Annotated in this window: 17 protein-coding genes; 15 read left to right on the plus strand and 2 right to left on the minus strand. The window is 67.4% G+C overall.

The genetic code is table 11. The features are described from left to right. Nucleotides 1-6 precede the first annotated feature (6 nt). Both otnK and otnC read left to right on the plus strand, forming a co-directional pair. On the plus strand, nt 7-1,281 hold the full coding sequence (gene otnK, locus VGV37_RS08150; protein WP_326879152.1) for a 3-oxo-tetronate kinase: 1,275 nt from the start codon (nt 7-9) through the stop codon (nt 1,279-1,281). Continuing rightward, nucleotides 1,278-1,904, plus strand: a complete 627-nt coding sequence (otnC, locus tag VGV37_RS08155; RefSeq protein WP_326879153.1) for a 3-oxo-tetronate 4-phosphate decarboxylase — start codon at nt 1,278-1,280, stop codon at nt 1,902-1,904. Before otnK ends, otnC begins: the two co-directional genes overlap by 4 nt. A gap of 240 nt (nt 1,905-2,144) precedes the next feature. Here the strand turns inward: otnC and VGV37_RS08160 are convergent, their stop codons facing one another. Next, complete coding sequence (locus tag VGV37_RS08160; protein ID WP_326879154.1) at nt 2,145-2,753, minus strand: isochorismatase family protein; 609 nt, start codon at nt 2,751-2,753, stop codon at nt 2,145-2,147. 391 nt (nt 2,754-3,144) lie between these two features. Between VGV37_RS08160 and pip the strand changes: the two genes are divergently transcribed. The 4 genes from pip (at nt 3,145) to VGV37_RS08180 (ending at nt 7,737) form a co-directional block, all read left to right on the plus strand. Next, complete coding sequence (pip, locus tag VGV37_RS08165; RefSeq protein WP_326879155.1) at nt 3,145-4,107, plus strand: prolyl aminopeptidase; 963 nt, start codon at nt 3,145-3,147, stop codon at nt 4,105-4,107. A gap of 102 nt (nt 4,108-4,209) precedes the next feature. Next, nucleotides 4,210-5,898 carry a peptide ABC transporter substrate-binding protein gene (locus VGV37_RS08170; protein WP_326879156.1) on the plus strand — a complete coding sequence of 563 codons (1,689 nt, stop codon included), beginning with the start codon at nt 4,210-4,212 and terminating at the stop codon, nt 5,896-5,898. A gap of 85 nt (nt 5,899-5,983) precedes the next feature. Continuing rightward, entirely contained in the window at nt 5,984-6,661 is a 678-nt protein-coding gene (locus tag VGV37_RS08175) for a hypothetical protein (protein WP_326879157.1), read from the plus strand. A 137-nt stretch (nt 6,662-6,798) separates the two neighbouring features. Continuing rightward, on the plus strand, nt 6,799-7,737 hold the full coding sequence (locus VGV37_RS08180) for an AraC family transcriptional regulator (protein ID WP_326879158.1): 939 nt from the start codon (nt 6,799-6,801) through the stop codon (nt 7,735-7,737). On the opposite strand, the gene VGV37_RS08185 is transcribed toward VGV37_RS08180, so the two are convergent. Further along, the gene (locus VGV37_RS08185) at nt 7,734-8,039 is read right to left on the minus strand and encodes an NIPSNAP family protein (protein ID WP_326879159.1); all 306 of its coding nucleotides are present in this window, start codon (nt 8,037-8,039) and stop codon (nt 7,734-7,736) included. The genes VGV37_RS08180 and VGV37_RS08185 overlap by 4 nt on opposite strands. A gap of 79 nt (nt 8,040-8,118) precedes the next feature. Between VGV37_RS08185 and VGV37_RS08190 the strand changes: the two genes are divergently transcribed. The 9 genes from VGV37_RS08190 to VGV37_RS08230 form a co-directional block, all read left to right on the plus strand. After that, nucleotides 8,119-10,611, plus strand: a complete 2,493-nt coding sequence (locus tag VGV37_RS08190; RefSeq protein WP_326879160.1) for a hypothetical protein — start codon at nt 8,119-8,121, stop codon at nt 10,609-10,611. A gap of 329 nt (nt 10,612-10,940) precedes the next feature. Beyond that, nucleotides 10,941-13,019: a 3-hydroxyacyl-CoA dehydrogenase NAD-binding domain-containing protein gene (locus tag VGV37_RS08195; RefSeq protein WP_326879161.1), complete on the plus strand. Its 2,079-nt coding sequence runs from the start codon at nt 10,941-10,943 to the stop codon at nt 13,017-13,019. A gap of 11 nt (nt 13,020-13,030) precedes the next feature. After that, nucleotides 13,031-14,668 (plus strand): AMP-binding protein, encoded by a 1,638-nt coding sequence (locus tag VGV37_RS08200; protein WP_326879162.1) that lies wholly within the window; start codon nt 13,031-13,033, stop codon nt 14,666-14,668. A 74-nt stretch (nt 14,669-14,742) separates the two neighbouring features. Continuing rightward, complete coding sequence (locus VGV37_RS08205; protein ID WP_326879163.1) at nt 14,743-15,924, plus strand: acetyl-CoA C-acyltransferase; 1,182 nt, start codon at nt 14,743-14,745, stop codon at nt 15,922-15,924. A 41-nt stretch (nt 15,925-15,965) separates the two neighbouring features. Beyond that, entirely contained in the window at nt 15,966-17,243 is a 1,278-nt protein-coding gene (locus VGV37_RS08210) for a cytochrome P450 (RefSeq protein WP_326879164.1), read from the plus strand. A gap of 53 nt (nt 17,244-17,296) precedes the next feature. Then, nucleotides 17,297-18,112 (plus strand): class III extradiol ring-cleavage dioxygenase, encoded by an 816-nt coding sequence (locus VGV37_RS08215; RefSeq protein WP_326879165.1) that lies wholly within the window; start codon nt 17,297-17,299, stop codon nt 18,110-18,112. 104 nt (nt 18,113-18,216) lie between these two features. Beyond that, nucleotides 18,217-18,531 carry a hypothetical protein gene (locus VGV37_RS08220; protein ID WP_326879166.1) on the plus strand — a complete coding sequence of 105 codons (315 nt, stop codon included), beginning with the start codon at nt 18,217-18,219 and terminating at the stop codon, nt 18,529-18,531. Next, nucleotides 18,531-18,971 (plus strand): phage holin family protein, encoded by a 441-nt coding sequence (locus VGV37_RS08225; protein WP_326879167.1) that lies wholly within the window; start codon nt 18,531-18,533, stop codon nt 18,969-18,971. The genes VGV37_RS08220 and VGV37_RS08225 overlap by 1 nt, the downstream gene beginning before the upstream one ends. Nucleotides 18,972-19,232: 261 nt before the next feature. Then, nucleotides 19,233-20,517 (plus strand): alpha/beta hydrolase family protein (locus VGV37_RS08230; RefSeq protein ID WP_326879168.1); only part of this gene is annotated, 1,285 nt, incomplete at its 3' end.

Consider the following 20,517-nt stretch of genomic DNA (forward strand, 5'->3'; position numbering starts at 1 on the left):
CCCATCATGGCGATCCTGCTCGGCGCGATCGCCGACGACTTTACCGGCGCCACGGACCTCGCGAACACGCTGGTGCGCCAGGGTATGCGGACGGTGCAGCTGATCGAAGTGCCCGCCGGCCCGGCGGCCACCGCGATCGACGGCGTCGACGCCGTCGTCATTGCATTGAAAAGCCGCACCATCCCGGCGGCGGCCGCGGTCGCTCAATCGCTAGCGGCACTGGACTGGCTGCAAAATGCCGGGGCTCGTCAGGTCCTGTTCAAATATTGCTCGACCTTCGATTCGACGGCGGAGGGCAATATCGGTCCGGTCGCCGAAGCGCTGATGGCCGCACTGGACACCGATTTCACGATCTATTGCCCGGCCTTTCCCGAGAACGGCAGGACGATCTTCAAGGGCTACCTGTTCGTCGGCGACGGGCTGCTGTCCGAATCCGGCATGCGCGACCATCCGCTGACGCCGATGCGCGATGCCAGCCTGGTTCGCGTGCTGGCCGCCCAGACGACGCGGCCGGTCGGCCTCGTGCCGCTTTCGGCAGTGTCCGATGGCCCGACGGCCATTCGCGCCACGTTCGATCGGCTGCGGCAGGCCGGAACCGCGCACGCCATCGTCGATGCGGTGACCGATGCCGACCTGCACCGGCTGGGGGAAGCGGCGTCGGACCTGCCGCTGATCACCGGTGGGTCCGGACTGGCGCTGGGTTTGCCGGAAAATTTCCGCCGCCAGGGACTGCTGCCGAACCGGGGCGAGACCGCGGCCGTGTCGGCCGATCTCGGCGGGGCGACGGCGGTGCTGTCCGGGTCCTGTTCGGTCGCGACCCTGGCCCAAAATGCCTATATGCGGGCACGTCGGCCAAGCTTCCAGCTCGACCCGCAAGCGCTGGCCGAGAGCGACGAGCAGATCGCGCAAGCGTTCGACTGGGCGGCCGGCCGGTTGGGCGCCGCGCCGATCCTGATCAGCGCCAGCGCGCCGCCCGACGCGGTCCGTGCCGCCCAGGACGCCCTGGGCCGCGAGCGCGCGGGCGCCCTGGTCGAAGCGGCACTGGCCCGGATCGCGCGCGGCTTGGTCGACCGGGGCGTGCGCCGCCTGGTCGTGGCCGGCGGCGAAAGCTCCGGCGCGGTCGTCCAGGCCCTGGGTGTCCGGGCGCTGGCCATCGGGCGGCAGATCGATCCGGGGGTGCCTTGGACGGTGGCATCGCGCGATGGAGCGCCGCCGCTGGCGCTGGCGCTGAAATCCGGCAATTTCGGCGGCGAGGATTTCTTCCTGCGGGCCTTCGCATGAGCGCCGAAGCCCGGGCACGCGAGGCGATCTGCCGCCTGGGTGCCTCGATCTTCGCGCGCGGCCTGACCTTCGGCAGTTCCGGCAACATCAGCGTGCGCATCGCCGACGGCTATCTGATGACGCCGACGAACGTCTCACTGGGCGAGTTGGACCCGGCCCGGCTGGCGAAACTGGCGCTGGACGGCACGTTGCTCGCGGGCGACGCGCCGACCAAGGAAAGCTTCCTGCACCGCGCGATGTACGAGGAACGGGGCGCAGCCGAAGCGGTCGTCCACCTCCATTCGACCCATTCGGTCGCGGTATCCTGCCTGGCCGACGTGGATCCGGCGAACGTGCTGCCGCCGATCACCGCCTATTACGTGATGCGCGTCGGGACCCTGCCGCTCATCCCCTATTTCCGGCCGGGCGACCCGAAGCTGGCCGATGCGGTCCGCAGTCTCGCCGGCAAGCATCACGCGGTGCTGCTGGCCAACCACGGACCCGTGGTTGCGGGCACCAGCCTTGGTGCCGCGGCCGCGGCGATCGAGGAGCTGGAAGAAACCGCCCGCCTGCACCTGCTGCTGCAAGGCCATCGCACGCGCTTCCTGACCGAAGCGCAGGCCTGGGAATTGCGGGGCGGATAGGAGAAGCCGCTCCGGCAGCGCGAGTATGGGGGTTTCGCGCTGCCGGTTCGACACCCAGTTGCCATCGCCGATACGCCCGCCTGCGCGAGATGCGGCCGACTGATCTGCGAGAGTCTGGTTCGGCATGGAAGGGGACGCACGCCGCTATCCCCACTATGGTGCGACGCACCTAGCCCGGCTTTCGTCGCCTTGCGGCCCTGTCACGCGATTGCGGCGTTATAGTGCGACAAGCTGGCGCTGTCAGCGAAGAGCGGCGTAGCGGTCCAGATTGTCACGTACCGCTGCCGTGCCGTTCCCGCCCCAGTTGTCCATGCCGGTAGCCCCCAGTTCGGCAAGCACGGCGACCCAGCTGGTGAGATGGATGCCTGCGGCCGTCATCCGGGCCAGCCCGATCCGTTCGGCGCTGTCGCCGGAACCCGCCGACGCATCCAGCACCACATGGACGTCGAGGCCATCGGCCCGGGCCGCGAGCGCGGTCGGCGCCACGCCGAAGCCCGGCGCGAGCGAAGCGACGATCAGATGATGGCGCCCGCGAGACAGAACGGCATCGCGCGACGCCGGATCGTCCCAGAAGCCGCCTTTGCGGCGCCGCGACACGGCCTTCTGGCCAAACAGATCGATCAATTCCGTCAACAGGGATCCCCGTGCCGCATCCGCGCAGACCCCAAGCACCGTCGGCAGACCGAACGCATGACCGAGCCGCGCCAGACCGATGAGATTGTTGCGCAGCGCATCCGTGGCAGTGGCCATCGACAGCAAGCCCGTCTGGCCATCCACGATCGCCAGGACCGCGTCATCCGCGCGCAGTCGTTCCGCAAAACGATTATGGGTCAGCATCGGCTCAACCATCTAGGGCTTCACCCGAAACGAGGTTAACAAAATATTACCCGCCCGAGTCGGAAAGTCGAGAGGCATCTGTGCTGCGCGGCGCGGAAGGGGCACCCACCCCGGCGGCGAACCCTGAAACGCTGACGGAACAGCAGAAAACGGACTGCCAGATTGCTGCTCCCGTTTCATCAGTGAGGCCGCAGTAGCGCAACGGGATCATCGACGACGCCTGCCTTGCGCCTCTGCCACTTCCCGCGAGAGTTGCGGCACCGTCGTCGCAGAGACCGGCGCCTCGTCGACCCGGCCTTCGCGCGCTTGGGGCAAGTCGACCCGATAGGCGTCGGGGCGATTGCCCGGCGGCCGCAGAGCGGGCACGATCCGCCGATCGGATCCACCGGCGTTCGGAAACCCCATGTCCCTCGGCGACCTGCTCTATCCTGAAATCGACCCCTACGACCACGGCCTGCTGGCCGTTGGCGGCCCGCACCGGATCTACTATGAACAGGTCGGCAATCCCGATGGCGTCCCGGTCATCTTTCTGCACGGCGGCCCGGGCGGCGGCGCGAAGGCGATCCACCGCCAGTTCTACGATCCCGACTTCTTCCGCGTCGTCCTGATCGACCAGCGCGGCTGCGGGCGATCCCAGCCATTGGGCGAGGCGCAGGACAACGACAGCCATGCCCTCGTCGGCGACATCGAACGGCTGCGCGTGCATCTGGGCATCGAGCGCTGGGCGGTCACGGGCGGTTCCTGGGGTTCGTGCCTGGCACTGCTCTATGGCGAGGCCCATCCGGAGCGCTGCCTGGGCTTTCGCCTGCGCGGCATGTTCACGGGCCGGGCGAGCGAGGTCGACTGGTGGTGGCGCTCGATCGGCGTGCTGTTTCCCGAGGCCTACGAAGACCTGCTGGCCGCCCTGCCGACCGAAGAGCAGGCGGACCCGCTGGCCGCCTATCACGTCCGGACGAACCACACGGATCCGGCGGTCCACGAACCGGCCGTGCGCGCGCTGAAACGCTTTTCCGCCCGGACCTCGACCTTCCGCCCGGACCATGCGCTGATCGAGCAGGCGTTCGATCTTGCCCAGGCCCTGCCGCTGTCGCGCTTCTTCACGCATTATTGCGCGAACCGGTTCTTCATCGAAGACGGCCAGATCCTGCGCGATCTCGGCCGGATCACCCATCTGCCGGCGCAGCTCGTGGTCGGCCGCTACGACGTCGTGACGCCGCCCACGACCTCTTGGGCCGTCCATCGCGCCTGGCCCGGCTCGGAACTCGACGTGGTGGTCGAAGGCAATCATTCGGACCTCGAGCCGGCCATGGCCGCGGCGGTCAGGCGGGCGACCGACCGGTTGCGCGATCGGCTTCGCGTACGCTGAGGCTTCACAAACGGCCTGGTTTGGAGGAATTTGCCGTTTAGGTGACTTGCGATCATCGATGGCGATCACGGATCGAGCAGTTCATTTTGCAAACGGATCATCATGCGATCGGCTGATCTGCGGCGATGGCGCCAGCGCGTAGGCCTGGCGCTCATGGGCATGCTCGCGGCTCTGTCCGGCATCGGCAGCGCTCTGGCCGCCCGGGACGAACTGGTAATCGGCGTCCGCCAGGCGCCGCCGTCGCTCAATCCGCTGCTCGGCAGTTCCGCGGCGCGCAGCTTCATCAATGGTCCGTCGCTGCGCCCCCTCGCCGGCCCGGACAAGGCCGGCCGGCCCAGCTGCTATCTGTGCGAGACCTTGCCGACCCTGGAAAACGGCGGAGCGCGCATCGTCGTCCTGGCCGACGGTCATCGAGGCATGGAGGTCACCTTCACGCTGAAGCGCGGCCTGTCGTGGGCCGACGGCGAGCCGGTCACCAGCCGCGATGTCGCATTCAGCTGGAGCCTTGCCCACGATCCCTCGGTCGCCGCCGCCAATAGCGAGGCCACTCGCCACGTGTCCGCCATCACGCTCGCCGACGACCGGACCTTCACCCTGCACTTCGACCAGATCGACTATGGCTACAACCGGGGCACGCTCTGGATCCTGCCGGAACATATCGAAGGACCGATCCGGGCCGGGCTCAAGGACCCCGCGGATTACCGTCAGCGCTCCGCCTACGTGACCGATCCGACCAATCCGGGCCTGTGGCTGGGCCCCTATAGGCTGGTCGCCTATGAGCCGGGCCGCACCGCCCGGTTCGAGCGCAACCCGTCCTGGCCCGGAACGCCGGCCCATATCCCGCGCATCGCCATCCGCATGATCGAGAACACGGCGGCGCTCGAAGCCGCCTTCCTGACCGGCGGCGTCGACTACATCGCGGGCGAGTTGGGCCTGACGATCGACCAGGGCCTGGAGTTGAAAGCCAGGCGCGCCTACAGCTTCAATTTCGCAATCCAAGGCAGCCTCGCCTACGAGCATGTCGACATCGACCTGGACAATCCGCTGCTGGCCGATCGCCGGATCCGCCAGGCTCTGCTGCTGGCGATCGATCGGCAGACCATCACCCGCCGGCTGTTCGACGGGCTGCTGCCGGTCGCCGACAGCCTTGTCGCCCCGACGGACCGGACCTATAGCCCCGGCGTGCGCAAATATTCCTATGATCCGGCGGCGGCGATCCGTCTGCTGGAGGATGCAGGCTTCCGTCCGGGACCGGACGGGATCCGCATCGACGACCAGGGACGCCGCCTCGCCTTCGCGCTCGCGACGATCACGGGGAACCGAGTGCGCGACCTGGTCGAACTGGAGCTGCAGGCAAAATGGCAGGCGATCGGCATTTCGATCTCGCTCGCCAACGAGCAGACCGCCACCCTGTTCGGCGAACGCATGCGGCACGGCACGTTCGATCTGGCGCTGTACAGCTGGAACCATGCCCCGGACACGGCGCCGACGTTCACCCTCCTGTCCGAAAGCATTCCCACGGCCGCGAATGGCTTTGTTGGCGGCAACTACCCGCACTTCGCCAATGCAGAGACCGACCGGCTGATCGGCGATTTGGTGGCCGAGCTCGATCCGGACAAGCGGGCGTCGATCTGGGCGCGTCTCGAAGACGTCTACGCTCGCGAATTGCCGGCACTGCCGCTCTATTTCGAATCGTCCGTATTCATCATTCCAACCTGGTTGAAGGGCATCGATCCGGCCGGCCGGATCGGCACGACGACCCTATGGATCGAAGAGTGGCGCACGGACTAGGGCCGATGGCCGACATTTCGCGCTTTACCTCGGGCGCCTGTTTCTGTCTCTTCCCCGCCATGTGAAGTTGTTTCGGGGAATCCCAATGACCAAGAAAATCGTCGTCGGCCTGATCGGCATGCTGCTGATGGGCCTGGGCGCCAAGGCCGAGGCCGCCTCCTGCGGGGCGGCGCCGCCCACCGCAATCGTGTTCGAGGCGGTACCGAGCCCGTTGGCGCAGGATACCAGCGCCAGCGCCAAGGACCTCGCCATCAAGCTCGGCGCCGATAGCGACCGTCGCGCCCCCGGCTACTACGACGCCGGCGTCGCCATCTCTGCCCGGCGCGACACCGGGATCGCCAAGCTGCCGGACGGCACGGTCTGCGCCGCCCTGGTCAAGCTGACCGTCAAGCTGTCGCTCGAGCGCAAGCTGTGGCTCGCCAGCGAACTCACCGACAATACCTGCGTCCTGCAGGCGTTCGCGACCCAGTACGGCGCCCGCGGCAAGGCGGACGACGACGCGATCGCCCAGTTCGGCCAGACCACCGTGCCGACCTACCAGAAGCAGCTCGCCGCGATCGGCTGGCAGACCGCCAAGAGCCAGGAAGAAGCGATCAAGGAGATCACCGACAAGACCGCGCCGGTCATGACGGAGATCCAGGCGAAGTTCGCCGAACAGCGGACGGCCGCCCAGAGCAAGATCAATCTGTCGCAGTTGCCGGGCGAGGCATGCGACGGGGCGACGGCGAAGCTCGGGCACAAGGTCGGCTCCGGCAACGGCTGATCGGCCGGCGGCCCACGGCCTCGACACCTCTGAAAAGGCGCGCCGACGATCGGCGCGCCTTTTCTACAAGGAATTGCGCCCTACCCTCTTTCTGTGGCTTGCTGTGCGCAAGTAGATAAAAATCAGGGAGGGCATTCATGCCCCTAGACAAGCGCGCGAACGACCGCGCACCGATCGATCGCTCGTCTGCCGACCGGACCTGGGATCGGACGATCACGCCGGAAGAAACCCTGACGATCTGTCCGGCGGCCATTTCCAGCCACGGCCGCAACTGGGCCGACCTGTTCGTGGTCCAGCGCACCGGCCGCGACGGCCTGATCGAATATCCGCCGGTCGACCACCACGTCATCAGCGTCCAGCAATCGGGCGCCCTGCTGCTGTCGCGCCGCCTGGGTGGCGATACCCAGCGCCGCCGTGCCGCCGCCGGCAGCGTCAGCGTGACGCCCGCCGGCGAAGCGTCCGAATGGCAATGGGAAGGTCTGTACGGCCGGATCGAGGTCTATCTGCCGCAGAGCCGGGTCGAGCAGGTCGTGGCCGAGGCGCTGGACATCGATGCCGAGCGCCTGGAGATCGCGCCCAGCCTAGCGGTGCGCGACTTCCCGGCCGAACAGATGGCCCGCGGCCTGCTGCAGGAATTGCAGGTGCCAGCCCTCGCCTCCGCCGTCTATGCCGAGCGGTTCGCCCTGCTGCTCGCGGTTCATCTGGTGCGCGCCCACTCGACGCTGCGGCGGCCGAGCGGGGCCCGCAAGGGCGGCCTTACCCCCTTCGCGCTGAAGCGGGTCAAGGAATTCATCGAGGCCCATCTGGCCGAGGACGTGTCGCTGGGCGACATGGCGGCCACGGCTGGCCTGTCGGTCTTCCATTTCTGCCGCAGCTTCAAGCAATCGACCGGGATGACGCCGCACCAGTACCAGCTGTATCGGCGCATCGAGCGGGCCAAGGAACTGCTGGCCGACCGGTCGCTGTCGCTGGCCAGCCTGTCGGTCGCGGTCGGGTTCTCCAGTCAGAGCCATTTCTCGACCGCGTTCCGCAAGATCGCCGGCACCTCGCCGCACCGGTTCCGCAGCGAACTTTAGGCGAGGACCGGCCGCATGAAGCTGCGTTCGTAGCTGATGATGCTGCGGTTGCGCTTTTCCAGATCGAACGCAGCCTGGCATCCCGGATCGGACGCCATACGCAGGCGATAATCCTCGTAGGCCGCGAGGCTCGGAAAGCTGAACAGCGCGACTGCGATGTTGTTGGCGCCTTCGCTCGGAAGGAAGTAACCGTGATGCTGTCCGCCCAACTTCGTCACCAGTGGAATCCACAGGCGGGCATATTCCTCGAACTCGGCGAGCTTATAGGGGTCGATGACGTATTTGAGATGGCAGGTGATCACGGGAAAGCTCCTGGGTCGGACGCGCCATGACACGCGCGCGTCCCATCTTGCACGCCGCCGGCGCTAGCGGAAAAGCTCGATGAGCGAACCCGCGGCGTCCCGCGTCGCCGGCCCCGAGCGCCTCGTGCTGCAGCAGGTATCCGGGCGCGGCCCCTTCCCGCCGCACGGACGGCGCGTGGCGCTCTTGCCGGTCCGATTCAGCCTGGTCAATGCGGGACCTATGCCGCTCACGATCGGCTCAATCCGGCTCGATCCGCTGCGCCATGACGGCAGCGGAACCATCGTCGACGCGTCGCTGACCGTCGCGGAAGCAGTGCCGCTCGACGGGCCGTTCCGGCCCGGCATGCCCCTGCTGCTGGACATGGGCGGCGAGGGGCCCGCCCGGCCCGGTGCCTATTCGACGAGCTTGCGCGTGCTGACCGCTGAAGGCGACGCCCTGGTCATTCCGGTGACGCTCGAAATCTCGGCAGCACCCGCATGGGGCGTGCTCTGCATGCTTGCCGGCCTCGCCTGCGTGGGGCTGATCAATCTGCTGGCGACCGAGGGAGCGGTGAGGAACCAGCAGAGCGTCGCGCTCGCCGCCCGCCAGCAGATCCATGCCTGGCTCGAAGCCAATCCGGCACCCCAGAGCCGCGCCGGCGATATCGAGGCGATGAACCGCGACTTCGACATCGCGGTCGTCACCCTCGGCGAACGCCCTGCCCTGTCGGTCGTGGACCGGCGGAGCGAGGATGCCGGCGAGCGGCTGAAGGCAGCGGACGCGATCGCCGACCGGCTGCGCCACGATCTGGCGGGACGGCCGCACGGTGCGGCGGAAATCGCCGACCTGACCCAGGACTGGAGCGATTTCCGCGACGTGCTGCAACAGGTGGCCGCCGTGAACCCCTCACCTCCGACACCCTCGCCAGCGGGCCTCGCCGGCCGGCTTGGCGCGTTCCTGGCGCGCTATCGTGCGTATTTCCTGGAGCAGCCGGTCGCTCGAACGTCCGACGAGATGGCCAGCGAACTGAACCAGGTGCGCCTCGCCTATGCCGCCGGCGAGGGCGATACGGCGCGCGACCTGGCGCTGAACGCGCGGCGGCGCCTGCGTCGGTCGGCCCGCGCGCTCAATGCCGCCTTGACCGGCTACCGTGGCGCGCTGGTCCGCACCGACGCGATGCTGACGACGGATCGGGTCGTGCGCGCACGCGTCGCCCGGGACGATTTTCCGGTGGCGGCACGCACCCAGATCCTCGCTATGCTGGACGGCGCCGCAAACGGCATGGGCAGCACTGCCGGGCTGGCCGAATGGGGTGCTGCGAGCCAGCAGATCGACGCGGCGAAAACGGCCCTCGTCCGCGCCACGAAAGAAAATCTGGAGACCCGTTTCACTGCGGCATTGGCCGCCGTGAGTGCGAAGAGCGGGACCGACGACATCGAGCAGCTGGTCGAGACGTTGCAGGCGGCAACCGACCATTCGACGGCCGCGAAGCAGGCCGGATTGTCGCGCGTGCTCGACCTGTGGCGGGTCCATATTGCCGACGTCACGGACGAGGGGCTGCGCAAGAAGCTTTCCGCCTCGGTCGACGCGATCGCCACTCTCGTGGCCAAGGGCGACCTGCCTGCGACCAGCCCGCTCTATCGGACGCTCACCAACGACTGGATAATCTGGGAAACCCGACTGATCAACGACGCCAAGAACCGGTTCGACCATGACCAATGCGTCGACCTGTTCGTCGATCTGCAGAACGACACCGGCGCGATCGAAGCGCGGTTGGGCGTGCTGCCGCCCGAGCCCCGGCTGGAAGACTGGGAAATCGGTCTCGCCAAGATCCGGCACGACATGCAGCGGCAGGCGCCGGACGCCGAAATCATCACCGAAGACTGCATGACGCCGCTGCTGGCCCTGAACCAACGCGTAATCGACCTGTCCGGCGAGATCCTGGCCGTCACCATCGTCGATCTGGACGTACCGGCCCGGACCCGCGACCGGCTCGCCCACGCATCGGGCATGCCGGCGGTCGCGGCAGCGACGGCGGCCGAGAACATCCAGTCCCGACGGATCGACCTGACCCCGGTGACCCCGCCCGAAGAACGGATCGCCGGCCGGCCGCTGACCTTCACGGTCGGGCATATGGACCCGGCCTGGGAAATGGACGTGTCTATCGGCGTCGACTTCGGCGACGGCTCGCCGCCGCTGGTGGCAACAGCAGAGCAGGTGCGGCAAGGCCTGCCGATCATCCATGAATATGGCGCGCCGCTGACCTTGCATCCGTCGGTCGTCGCAGCCGAGAACTTCAAGCCGGGCGGCATGGAGCCCAGGGAAGCGCCGCTCGGCGAAGGCGGCACGACGCTGCTGATCGCCCCCTCGCCGGTCTCGGATGCGGCGCGGCTGGCCGACGATTTCCTCAATCTGCGCTTCGCCATCGCGCTGCTGATCGCGCTCGTCGTCTACCATTGGCGCTACCACAGCAGGACGGCCATCTTCGGCGCGCGCAGCTTCGACTATGTCGAGGCCTTCGCACTCGGCTTCGCCGCCAATGTCGCCGTCTCGAAGCTGCCGGAAATCCTGGCGAAGATCGTATCGCCGTGACGAGCTGCTTTTCATCAAATGGCGATTGCATCTTGATATTGCTGTGCCAAACGCTCGTTTGGCGCCGACAGCTTGACACCTCCGCCGGCGAAGGCGACCGTTTCCCGCAACGACGGCAACAGAACTGCCCTTAGAGGTGGCGCCGAACCCTGAGGAGGAAACGGATGCGCAAGGCCTTGACCCGGATTCGCGACGGCGCTGCGACACCGCCCCTCTGACGCGTCGGCAGTCCACGCATCGGCCCGGCGGCATCGCCCACGGGCGCGGTCCGCTCGGTTGCGTTTTGGCGCACCATCCTTGATCGCCTTTGACCATCATCGGGAAGCCCCATGACCTCACCCGTCACCAGCCGCCTGGACGGCGACATCGCCGTCGTCACCATCGACAATCCGCCGGTCAACGCCCTGGGCCACGCGGTTCGCGCCGGCCTCGCCGCCGAGATGGCGGCGCATGAAGCGAACGGCGCCGTCGCCGCCGTGGTGCTGGCCTGTGCCGGCCGGACCTTCGTCGCGGGTGCCGACATCACCGAGTTCGGCAAGCCGATGCAATCGCCCGGCCTGCATGAGGTGATCGCCCAGATCGGGCAGATGTCGAAGCCGGTCGTGGCCGCGATCCATGGCACGGCGCTGGGCGGCGGCCTGGAGCTGGCGCTCGGTTGCCATTATCGCATCGCCATCGCGACCGCGCAGTTCGGCCTGCCCGAAGTCAAGCTGGGCCTGCTGCCCGGCGCCGGCGGCACCCAGCGCCTGCCGCGCGTGCTGGGCGCCGTCCCGGCGCTGGAAATCATGACGTCAGGCGAGTTCATCGGCAGCGACCGCGCGCTGGCCGGCGGCCTGGTCCAACGCATCGTGCCGGACCTCGAGGGCGCCGCGCTGGCGTTCGCGCGCGAGATCGCCGCTGCCCGGCCCCTGCCGCTGGTCGCGCACGACGACGGCAAGCTGGCCGAAGCCCGCGCCAATCCCGGCTCGATCGACGAGTTCGCCCGTTCGATCGCGCGCAAGAGCCGCGGCTTCAAGGCGCCGGCCGCGATCGTCGATTGCGTCAAGGCGGCGCTGGACAAGCCGTTCGCCCAAGGGCTGGCCTACGAGCGGGAGCGGTTCATCGAACTGATGAATTCGCCGGAATCCGCGGCCCAGCGCTTCGCCTTCTTTGCCGAGCGCGAGGCCGGCAAGGTGCCGGGACTGGCATCCGATACGCCGACCCGGCCGATCCGCCAGGCGGCCGTGATCGGCGCCGGCACCATGGGCGGCGGCATTGCGATGAATTTCGCCAACGCCGGCATCCCGGTCACCCTGATCGAGACGGGGGCCGAGGCGCTCGATCGCGGCTTGAAGACCATCCGCGCCAATTACGAAGCGACCGCCCGGCGCGGCGGCATCACGCCGGCCGAGGCCGAGGCGCGCGTCGGCCGCATCACCGGCAGCCTGACGCTCGATGCTGCCGCCACCGCCGATATCGTGACCGAGGCGGTGTTCGAGGACATGGCGCTGAAGAAGGAGCTGTTCGGCAAGCTCGACCGGATCGTCCGACCCGACGCGATCCTGGCGTCCAACACCTCCACCCTCGACGTCGACGAGATCGCGGCGGCGACCAGCCGGCCGGAGCGCGTGCTGGGCACCCACTACTTCAGCCCCGCCAACGTGATGCGCTTGCTGGAGATCGTGCGGGGCAAGGCGACCGATCCAGGTGTGCTGGCCAGCACCATGGCGATGGCGCGCAAGTTGAAGAAAGTGCCGGTCGTGGTCGGCGTCTGCTACGGCTTCGTCGGCAACCGCATGCTGCATCGCCGCTCCGGCCAGGTCGAATCCCTGCTGCTCGAAGGCGCCTCGCCGGCCGAACTCGACCAGGCATTGCTGGATTTCGGCTTCCCCATGGGCCCCTGCGCCATGGCCGACCTGGCCGGCATCGACGTCGGCTGGCGCATCCGCCAGGGTCTGGGCCTGAAAGACGCGGTCAGCGACCGGCTGCACGCGGCCGGGCGCCTGGGCCAGAAGACCGGCGCCGGCTTCTTCCGCTACGAGCCCGGCAACCGCGCACCGATCCCCGATCCGGCGGTCGATGCGATCATCGCCGAGGCCGCAGCCGAAAAGGGCGTCAACCGGCGCACGATTCCCCAGGACGAGATCCTGGCACGCCTGCTGTACCCCATGATCAACGAGGCGGCGCATATCCTGGAAGAAGGCATCGCGCTGCGCGCCTCCGATATCGACATCGTCTGGTTCTACGGCTACGGCTGGCCGGTCTATCGGGGCGGACCGATGTATTGGGCCGATCATGTCGGCCTCGCAACGATTGGCGATACACTGCGGAAAATGGCGGACCGGCTGGGCGACGACCGGCTGAAGCCGGCACCGCTGATCGAGCGGCTGGCCGCCGAGGGGCGAGGATTTCTGAGCCCGAAGTCTTGAGGGAGACGGACATGGCCGAACTTTGGGAAAAGTCCTACCCGCCCGGCTTCGACTGGCACGCCGAGATCAAGACCGCGACCTTGAGCGACGAGCTCGCCGAGGCCGTCGCGCGCTGGGGAACGAAGACCTTCCTGGAGTTTGGCCCGATCAAGCTCGACTTCCGCACGTTCGATGCCCTGGTCGAGCGCGCGGCCCGCGGCTTTGCCGCGCTGGGCGTCGGACCCGGCGTCCATGTGGCGCTGCATCTGCCGAATACGCCGCATTATCCGATCGCATTCTATGGCGTGCAGCGGGCCGGCGGCGTGGTCGCGAACCTGTCGCCGCTCGATGCGGAGCGCGAACTCGCCCATAAGATCGCCCTCGCCGACGTCAGCATGGTCGTGAGCTTCGCCGGGCTCGACCAGAAACTGCCGCCGGCCGGGCCGGACCTGCGCATCATCGTGGCGACGCCGGATGACATGGCACCGGTGCCGCCGCCGGCGATCCCGACCGACCCGGCCGAGCGCATCCCGTTTCGCGTGCTGCTCGACCCGACCCGACCGGCACCGGGCCACTGGCCCCGGCCGAGCGTAGACGATCTGGCCGTGCTGCAATTCACCGGCGGAACGACCGGCCTGCCCAAGGCCGCGATGTTGAGCCACGCCAACCTGACCGCCTCGGTTTCGAGCTACGACGCCTGGGGCGGGGCGCCCGGGATCGGGCTGCAGCCGGGCGGGGAACGGGTGCTGGTCGTCCTGCCGCTGTTCCACATCTACGCGCTCAACACCCTGCTGCTGCGCGGCCTGCGCAACGGCTACACCCTGATCCTGAAGGCGCGCTGGGACACGGACGACATCCTCGACACGATCGCGCGCGACCGGCCCAGCATGTTCTCGGGCGTGCCGACCATGTTCCGGGCGCTCGCTTCCCACCCGCGCGCCAAGGAAATCGATTTCACCTGCTTCCGTTTCTGCAATACCGGCGGGGCGCCCCTGCCGATGGAATTGCGCGACGAGTTCGAGGGCGTGACGAGCCGCCTGCTGCTCGAAGGTTGGGGAATGAGCGAGACCTCGCCCGCCGGCACGGTGACGCCGCCGCAGAACCGCAAGCTCGGCTCCGCCGGATTGCCGCTGCCCGGCGTGATGATGGAGATCCGCGATCTGGACGAGCCGGCCAGGCGCCTGCCGCCCAATGAGAAGGGCGAGATCTGCATCCAGGGCAAGAACGTCACCAAGGGCTATTACAAGCAGGAAGAAGAGACGGCCAACGCCTTCGTCGACGGCTTCTTCCGCACCGGCGACATCGGTTATCTGGACGAGGATGGCTTCCTGTTCATCGTCGACCGCAAGAAGGACATGATCCTGTCGGGCGGTTACAACGTCTATCCTCGTTTGATCGAAGAGGCGATCTACGAGCATCCGTCGGTCGAGGAAGTGATCGTGATCGGCATTCCCGACGCCTATCGCGGCGAGAGCGCCAAGGCCTTCATCAAGCTGCGCGCCGGTGCTGCGGACCTGGGCCTGGAAGAGCTGCGCGGCTTCCTCGCCGACAAGGTCGGCAAGCACGAACTGCCGACCGCGCTCGAACTGCGCGACAGCCTGCCCAAGACCGCCGTCGGCAAACTGTGGAAGAAGCCGCTGGTCGACGAGGCGCGGGCACAGGCTCGTTAAGCCCCCACAGGACCGTCATGGCCGGGCTTGACGCCCGTAGCACCCGATTGATCACCTATCCAAGGAGCAGACACATGGTCGACGCAGTCATCGTCGCCACGGCGCGCACGCCGATCGGCAAGGCGTTCCGGGGCGCCCTCAACCTCACCCACGGCGCCGAGATGGGCGGCCATGTCATTCGCGAGGCTGCGACCAGGGCGCGACTGGAGGGCGGCGAGGTCGAGGACGTCATTCTCGGCTGCGCCCTGCCGCAAGGGGCGACCGGCGGCAACATCGCGCGCCAGGCGACGATCCGCGCCGGCCTGCCGGTCTCGGTCGCGGCCATGACCATCAACCGCTATTGCAGTTCCGGCCTGCAAGCGATCGCGATCGCGGCGCAACGCGTGATCGTCGACCAGGTGCCGGTCGCCATCGCCGGCGGCCTCGAATCCGTCAGCCTGGTCCAGGGCGGCGGCGGCTTGCCGCAGCAGCCCGACGCCTGGCTGACCGAGCACAAGCCCGACATCTACATGCCGATGCTCGACACCGCCGAGATCGTGGCCGAACGCTACGGCATCTCACGGGCCGCCCAGGACGAATACGCGCTGGAAAGCCAGCGCCGGACCGCCGCCGGCCAGCGTGACGGGCGTTTCGATGCCGAGATCGTTCCGATCACGGTCGTGAAGGGTGTCACCGACAAGGCCACCGGCGAGACGCGGCAGGAGACCGTCACCCTGTCCAAGGACGAGGGCAATCGCGCCGACACCACGCTCGAAGGCCTGAGTGCGCTGCAGCCGGTGCGCGGTCCCGGCCGTTGCATCACGGCCGGCAACGCCAGCCAGTTGTCCGACGGCGCCGCCGCGAGCGTGGTCATGTCCGACCGCGAAGCCGCCCGCCGCGGCCTGCAGCCGCTCGGCATCTTCCGCGGCCTGGCCGTCGCCGGTTGCGAGCCGGACGAGATGGGCATCGGCCCAGTGTTCGCCGTGCCGATGCTGCTGAAGCGCCACGGCCTGACGGTCTCCGACATCGACATCTGGGAGCTGAACGAAGCCTTCGCCTGCCAGGTGCTCTATTGCCGCGACCGGCTGGGCATTCCCCAGGAGCGCCTGAACGTCGATGGGGGCGCCATCTCGATCGGCCATCCCTATGGCATGAGCGGCGCACGCATGACCGGCCATATCCTGATCGAAGGCAAGCGTCGGGGCGCTAAGCTGGCCGTCGTCACCATGTGCATCGGCGGCGGCATGGGGGCCGCGGGCCTGTTCGAGATCGTATAGGAAGCACTGGCACACCCGGCCTGCGCGCGAGGGACCATCTGATGAACCCGCCCGACCACCCCTCGCGCGACGCGTTGCTCGCCGCCGCCGCGGCGCTGCCGATCGACCAGATCAACGTCGGCCAGCCGCTGCTGTTTCAGCAGGACGCGTTCTGGCCCTATTTCGCCCGCCTGCGCCGCGAGGCGCCGGTGCACTATTGCGCCGCCAGCGAGTTCGGTCCGTTCTGGTCGATCACCAAGTACAAGCACATCATGCAGGTCGAGGCGAACACCGAGGTGTTTTCGTCGGACGTGAAATACGGCGGCATCACGCTGCGCGATCAATTGGCCGACTTCGTGCTGCCCATGTTCATCGCGATGGATCCGCCGCGCCACGATCAGCAGCGCGCCGCGGTCCAGCCGATCGTCGGACCGTCGAGCCTGGCGCGGCTCGAGCAGCTGGTGCGCGAACGGGCGCAGACGGTGCTCGACGGCCTCCCGATCGGTGAGAGTTTCAATTGGGTCGAGCGCGTCTCGATCGAGCTTACGACCCAGCTGCTGGCAACCCTGTTCGATTTTCCCTGGGCGGACCGGCACAGGCTGACCCGCTGGTCGGACGTGGCGACGGCACTCCCCGGCGGCGGCATCGTCGATACCGAGGAGCAGCGCAAGGCCGAGCTGATCGAATGCCTGCAATATTTCACCGGGCTGTGGAACGAGCGGGTGAACGCGCCGCCGCGCGACGATCTCATCTCGATGATGGCGCATTCGGACGCGACACGGCATCAGAGTCCGATGGATTTTCTGGGCAACCTGCTGCTGCTGATCGTGGGCGGCAACGACACGACGCGCAATTCGATCACCGGCGGGCTCTATGCCTTGAACCGGTTTCCCGACGAATATTCCAAGCTGCTGGGCAATCCCGCTCTGGTGCCGAACATGGTTCCGGAGATCATCCGCTGGCAGACGCCGCTCGCGCACATGCGCCGGACGGCGACGCGCGACCATTCGTTCGAAGGCCAGACCATCCGGGCCGGCGACAAGGTGGTCATGTGGTATGTGTCGGGCAACCACGACGAGGACGTGATCGCCGATGCCGAGCGCCTGGTCATCGACCGCGAGCGGCCGCGCCGGCACCTGTCCTTCGGCTTCGGGCTGCATCGCTGTCTGGGCGAACGACTGGCAGACCTGCAGTTGCGCATCGTCTGGGAGGAAATCCTGAAGCGCTTCGGCCGGATCGAGGTCCTGGACGAGCCGCAGCGGATCTTTTCGACCTTCGTGAAGGGCTATTCGACATTGAGCGTCCGCATCTCGCCGGATCAGGTGAAGACCGCCTATTGAAGCCAACCGGCATCGACGTCGACCTCGTCGCAACGGAAACCGGGAACTGAGCCATGACCGACAAGCGCCTGCCGACCCTGTTCATTCCCCATGGCGGCGGCCCGTGCTTCTTCATGGAGCCGCCGCGCCATGGATCCGATCCGTGGAAATCCATGGGCGATCATCTGCGTGCCATCGCCGCCGACATCGGCCGACGGCCGCGCGCGATCCTGGTGATCTCCGCTCATTGGGAAGAGGCCCGGCCGACGGTCACGACCGGGGCGGCACCACCGCTGCTCTACGACTACTACGGCTTTCCGGCCCACACCTATCAGCTGCGCTACCCGGCGCCGGGCGAACCGCAACTGGCCGCCGAGATCGGCCGGCGGCTCGACGAAGCCGGGCTCCCGAGCGGCGGCGACGCGGCGCGCGGCTTCGACCACGGCGTCTTCGTCCCGTTCCTGCTGATCTATCCCGAAGCCGACATTCCGGTGGTGCAATTGTCGCTCGACGCCTCGCTCGATCCGGCCCGCCATCTTGCGATCGGCCGTGCGCTGCAGCCGCTGCGCGACGCGGGCGTGCTGATCGTCGGCAGCGGATTGAGCTTCCATAACCTGCGCGGCTTTTTCGGCGAGGATCCGCGCATCGCTGCCGAGGCCGAGGCGTTCGACGGCTGGCTGACCCGGACGGCGACCGATCCGGACCCGGCCGCCCGCGATGCGGCGTTGGCGCAATGGGCAGAGGCGCCAGGTGCCCGGACCAGCCATCCGCGCGAGGAGCACCTGCTGCCGCTGATGGTAGCCGCCGGGGCCGCCGGAAGCGATATCGGTGTGCGGACCTACAGCGACCATGTCTTCGGCAAGGCGGTTTCGAGCTATCGTTTCGGATAATCGGGCCCCGATCTGTCGGTTTTGGCGAACCGTTTCATCTCTTGCGCGTTAGAGGCTTGTGCCCTTTCCCCGGGACACTTCCTCTGAGATGAAAGGACAAGCTCATGAGCGATGCCAAGACGAAGGAAACGGCCGCGGTTTCCGAAGAGATCATGGTCCTGAAGCAGGACATCGCGCGCCTGACCGCCGCGGTCGCCGATCTGGTCAAGCTCGAGGCCGCCCAGGCCCGCAGCAAGGTCGAAGACGTGGTCGTCGATCTCTATAACGAAGGCCGCGATGTGCTCGGCCAAGCCGGTGCCCGCGCCAAGGGGCTGAGCGAGGAGCTCAACCACACGATCGAGCGCAATCCCACCACCTCTGTGCTGACCGCACTCGGCATCGGCCTGATCGTCGGCCTGCTGAGCCGGAGCCGCAACTGATGGGCGGCATGCTCGTCGCGGCGCGCGTGTTGCTGGCCCTCGTCGAACGCGAGGCCGGCCATCGCGTCCGGCGGGCAGCCGGTATCAGCGCCGTCGTCCTGGCCGCCCTGTTCGTCGGGCTCGCCGGCCTGCTGTTTCTGCTCTACGCCGTGTTCCTGGCGATCACGCCGTATCTGACCCCGGCCGGCGCCGCGGCCGTCATCGGCGGCACGATGGTGCTCGTGTCGGCGATCCTGATCGCCGTCACCTTCCGATCCGAAAAGCCGGTCCGCCGGCCGGTCGCGCGGGCCAGTTCGGCCGCCTCGGCGATCACGTCGGACCTCGGCACCGTCGCCATGGAAGCCGGCCGCAAGCTGGGCTCCAGCTTCGAAGCGCCCAGCACGATCACGGTCGCGCTGGCCGCCCTCATCGCGGGGCTTGTCGCCGGCCGAAAGATCTAAACCACGCAAGCGCCCGCTCGACAAGACCGCGAACCGACGGCATAAGCTTCATTCGATCTCACACGAAAAACCTAATCCTTGGTTGAGAGAAGAATGAAGCACTTTGCGGTGGTATTTGCCTGGCTATGGCTCTGGTCTGGAGCGGCCCTTGCGGCTCCCCCGATCGAAGCCTATGCCCAACTCCCGGCGACGGAACTGGTCATCCTCTCGCCCTCGGGCGAACGGATCGCCCTTGTCCGGGGCACGGGCGAAGAGCGGCTGGTGGTCGTCCGCACGGTCGAAGGCAAGACGGTCCATGCGCTGAAGGTTGGCGACATCAAGGTTCGCAACCTGCAATGGGCTGGTGACGATTATCTGATAGTCCTGTCGAGCGTCACCAGGCCCGGCGGACTCTACATTCCAGGCGAATGGAACGCCTCCGAGCTGTACTCGGCAGCCGTCGTGAACCTGAAATCAAAAACAGCTTTCGTGGTCTTCTTTCATTCCAGAGACGTCTATCCGGTCGTGTTCGACACCGCGGGATACCGCCAGGTCGACGGCCGCTGGTATGGCTATTTCAGTGGCGCAACCATTCTCGACAACACATTCAGCAAGAGCTACGGCAACATCGGCGTCATCAGCCTCTATCAGGTCGACCTGGAAACGGGCGATTATCGGAGAGCGGGCGAAGGATCTCGCACCTGGCTGATGAACAGCGACGGCACGCCGCTGGTGCATGCGAGCATTCGACGCGACAAAGGGATGGTCCAGTGGCGGCTCTACGAGGGCCGGTCCGAGCGCGATCTGATCGACAAGCAGGAGACGCCGCTCGGCGGCATCGATTTGGCCGGCCTGGGCCGGACAGCCGACACGTATCTGATTCAAAGTGAACTGGCGCCGAACGTGGGTCTGTGGGAGCACTCGATGACGCCCGGCCAGGCGCCGGTTAACCTCACCAGCGCATCGATCGTTTCACTGCTCCAGGACAGCAGCGGACTGGCCATCGGCGCGAAATTGGAAGGGGACATCCCGCAGACATTGCTGTTCGACCCCGCGCGCAAGGCGTCGTTCGAGGCGGTGAAGCAGGCTTTCGCGCCGGCCAACGTCGAACTGCTGTCATTCGATACGAGCGGCAAGCGCATGACCGTGCTGGCGACGAGTCCCACGGATTCCGGCACCTACTTCATGGTCGACCTGTCCCATCAGAATGTCGAAAAACTTGGCTCCGCCTATCCCGGGGTCCAGGGCGACGCGATCGGCGCCGTCAGCATGGTCCACTACAAAGCGGCCGACGTGTTGGCGCTGGAAGGCGTGCTGACCTTGCCGCCGGGCAGTGCCGGCAAGAATCTGCCGCTGGTCGTACTGCCGCACGGCGGCCCGGAAGCACGCGATCATCTGGGTTTCGATTGGACGGCCCAGGCGTTCGCCGGAAGAGGCTACGCCGTATTCCAGCCGAATTTCCGGGGCTCGGGAGGCTTCGGAACCGTGTTCCGCGATGCCGGCTTCGGCGAATGGGGCCGCAAGATGCAGACCGACATCTCGGACGGTGTCGCAGAGCTGGCGCGCC

Source organism: Aliidongia sp. (assembly GCF_035943795.1).
GTDB lineage: Bacteria > Pseudomonadota > Alphaproteobacteria > ATCC43930 > CGMCC-115725 > Aliidongia.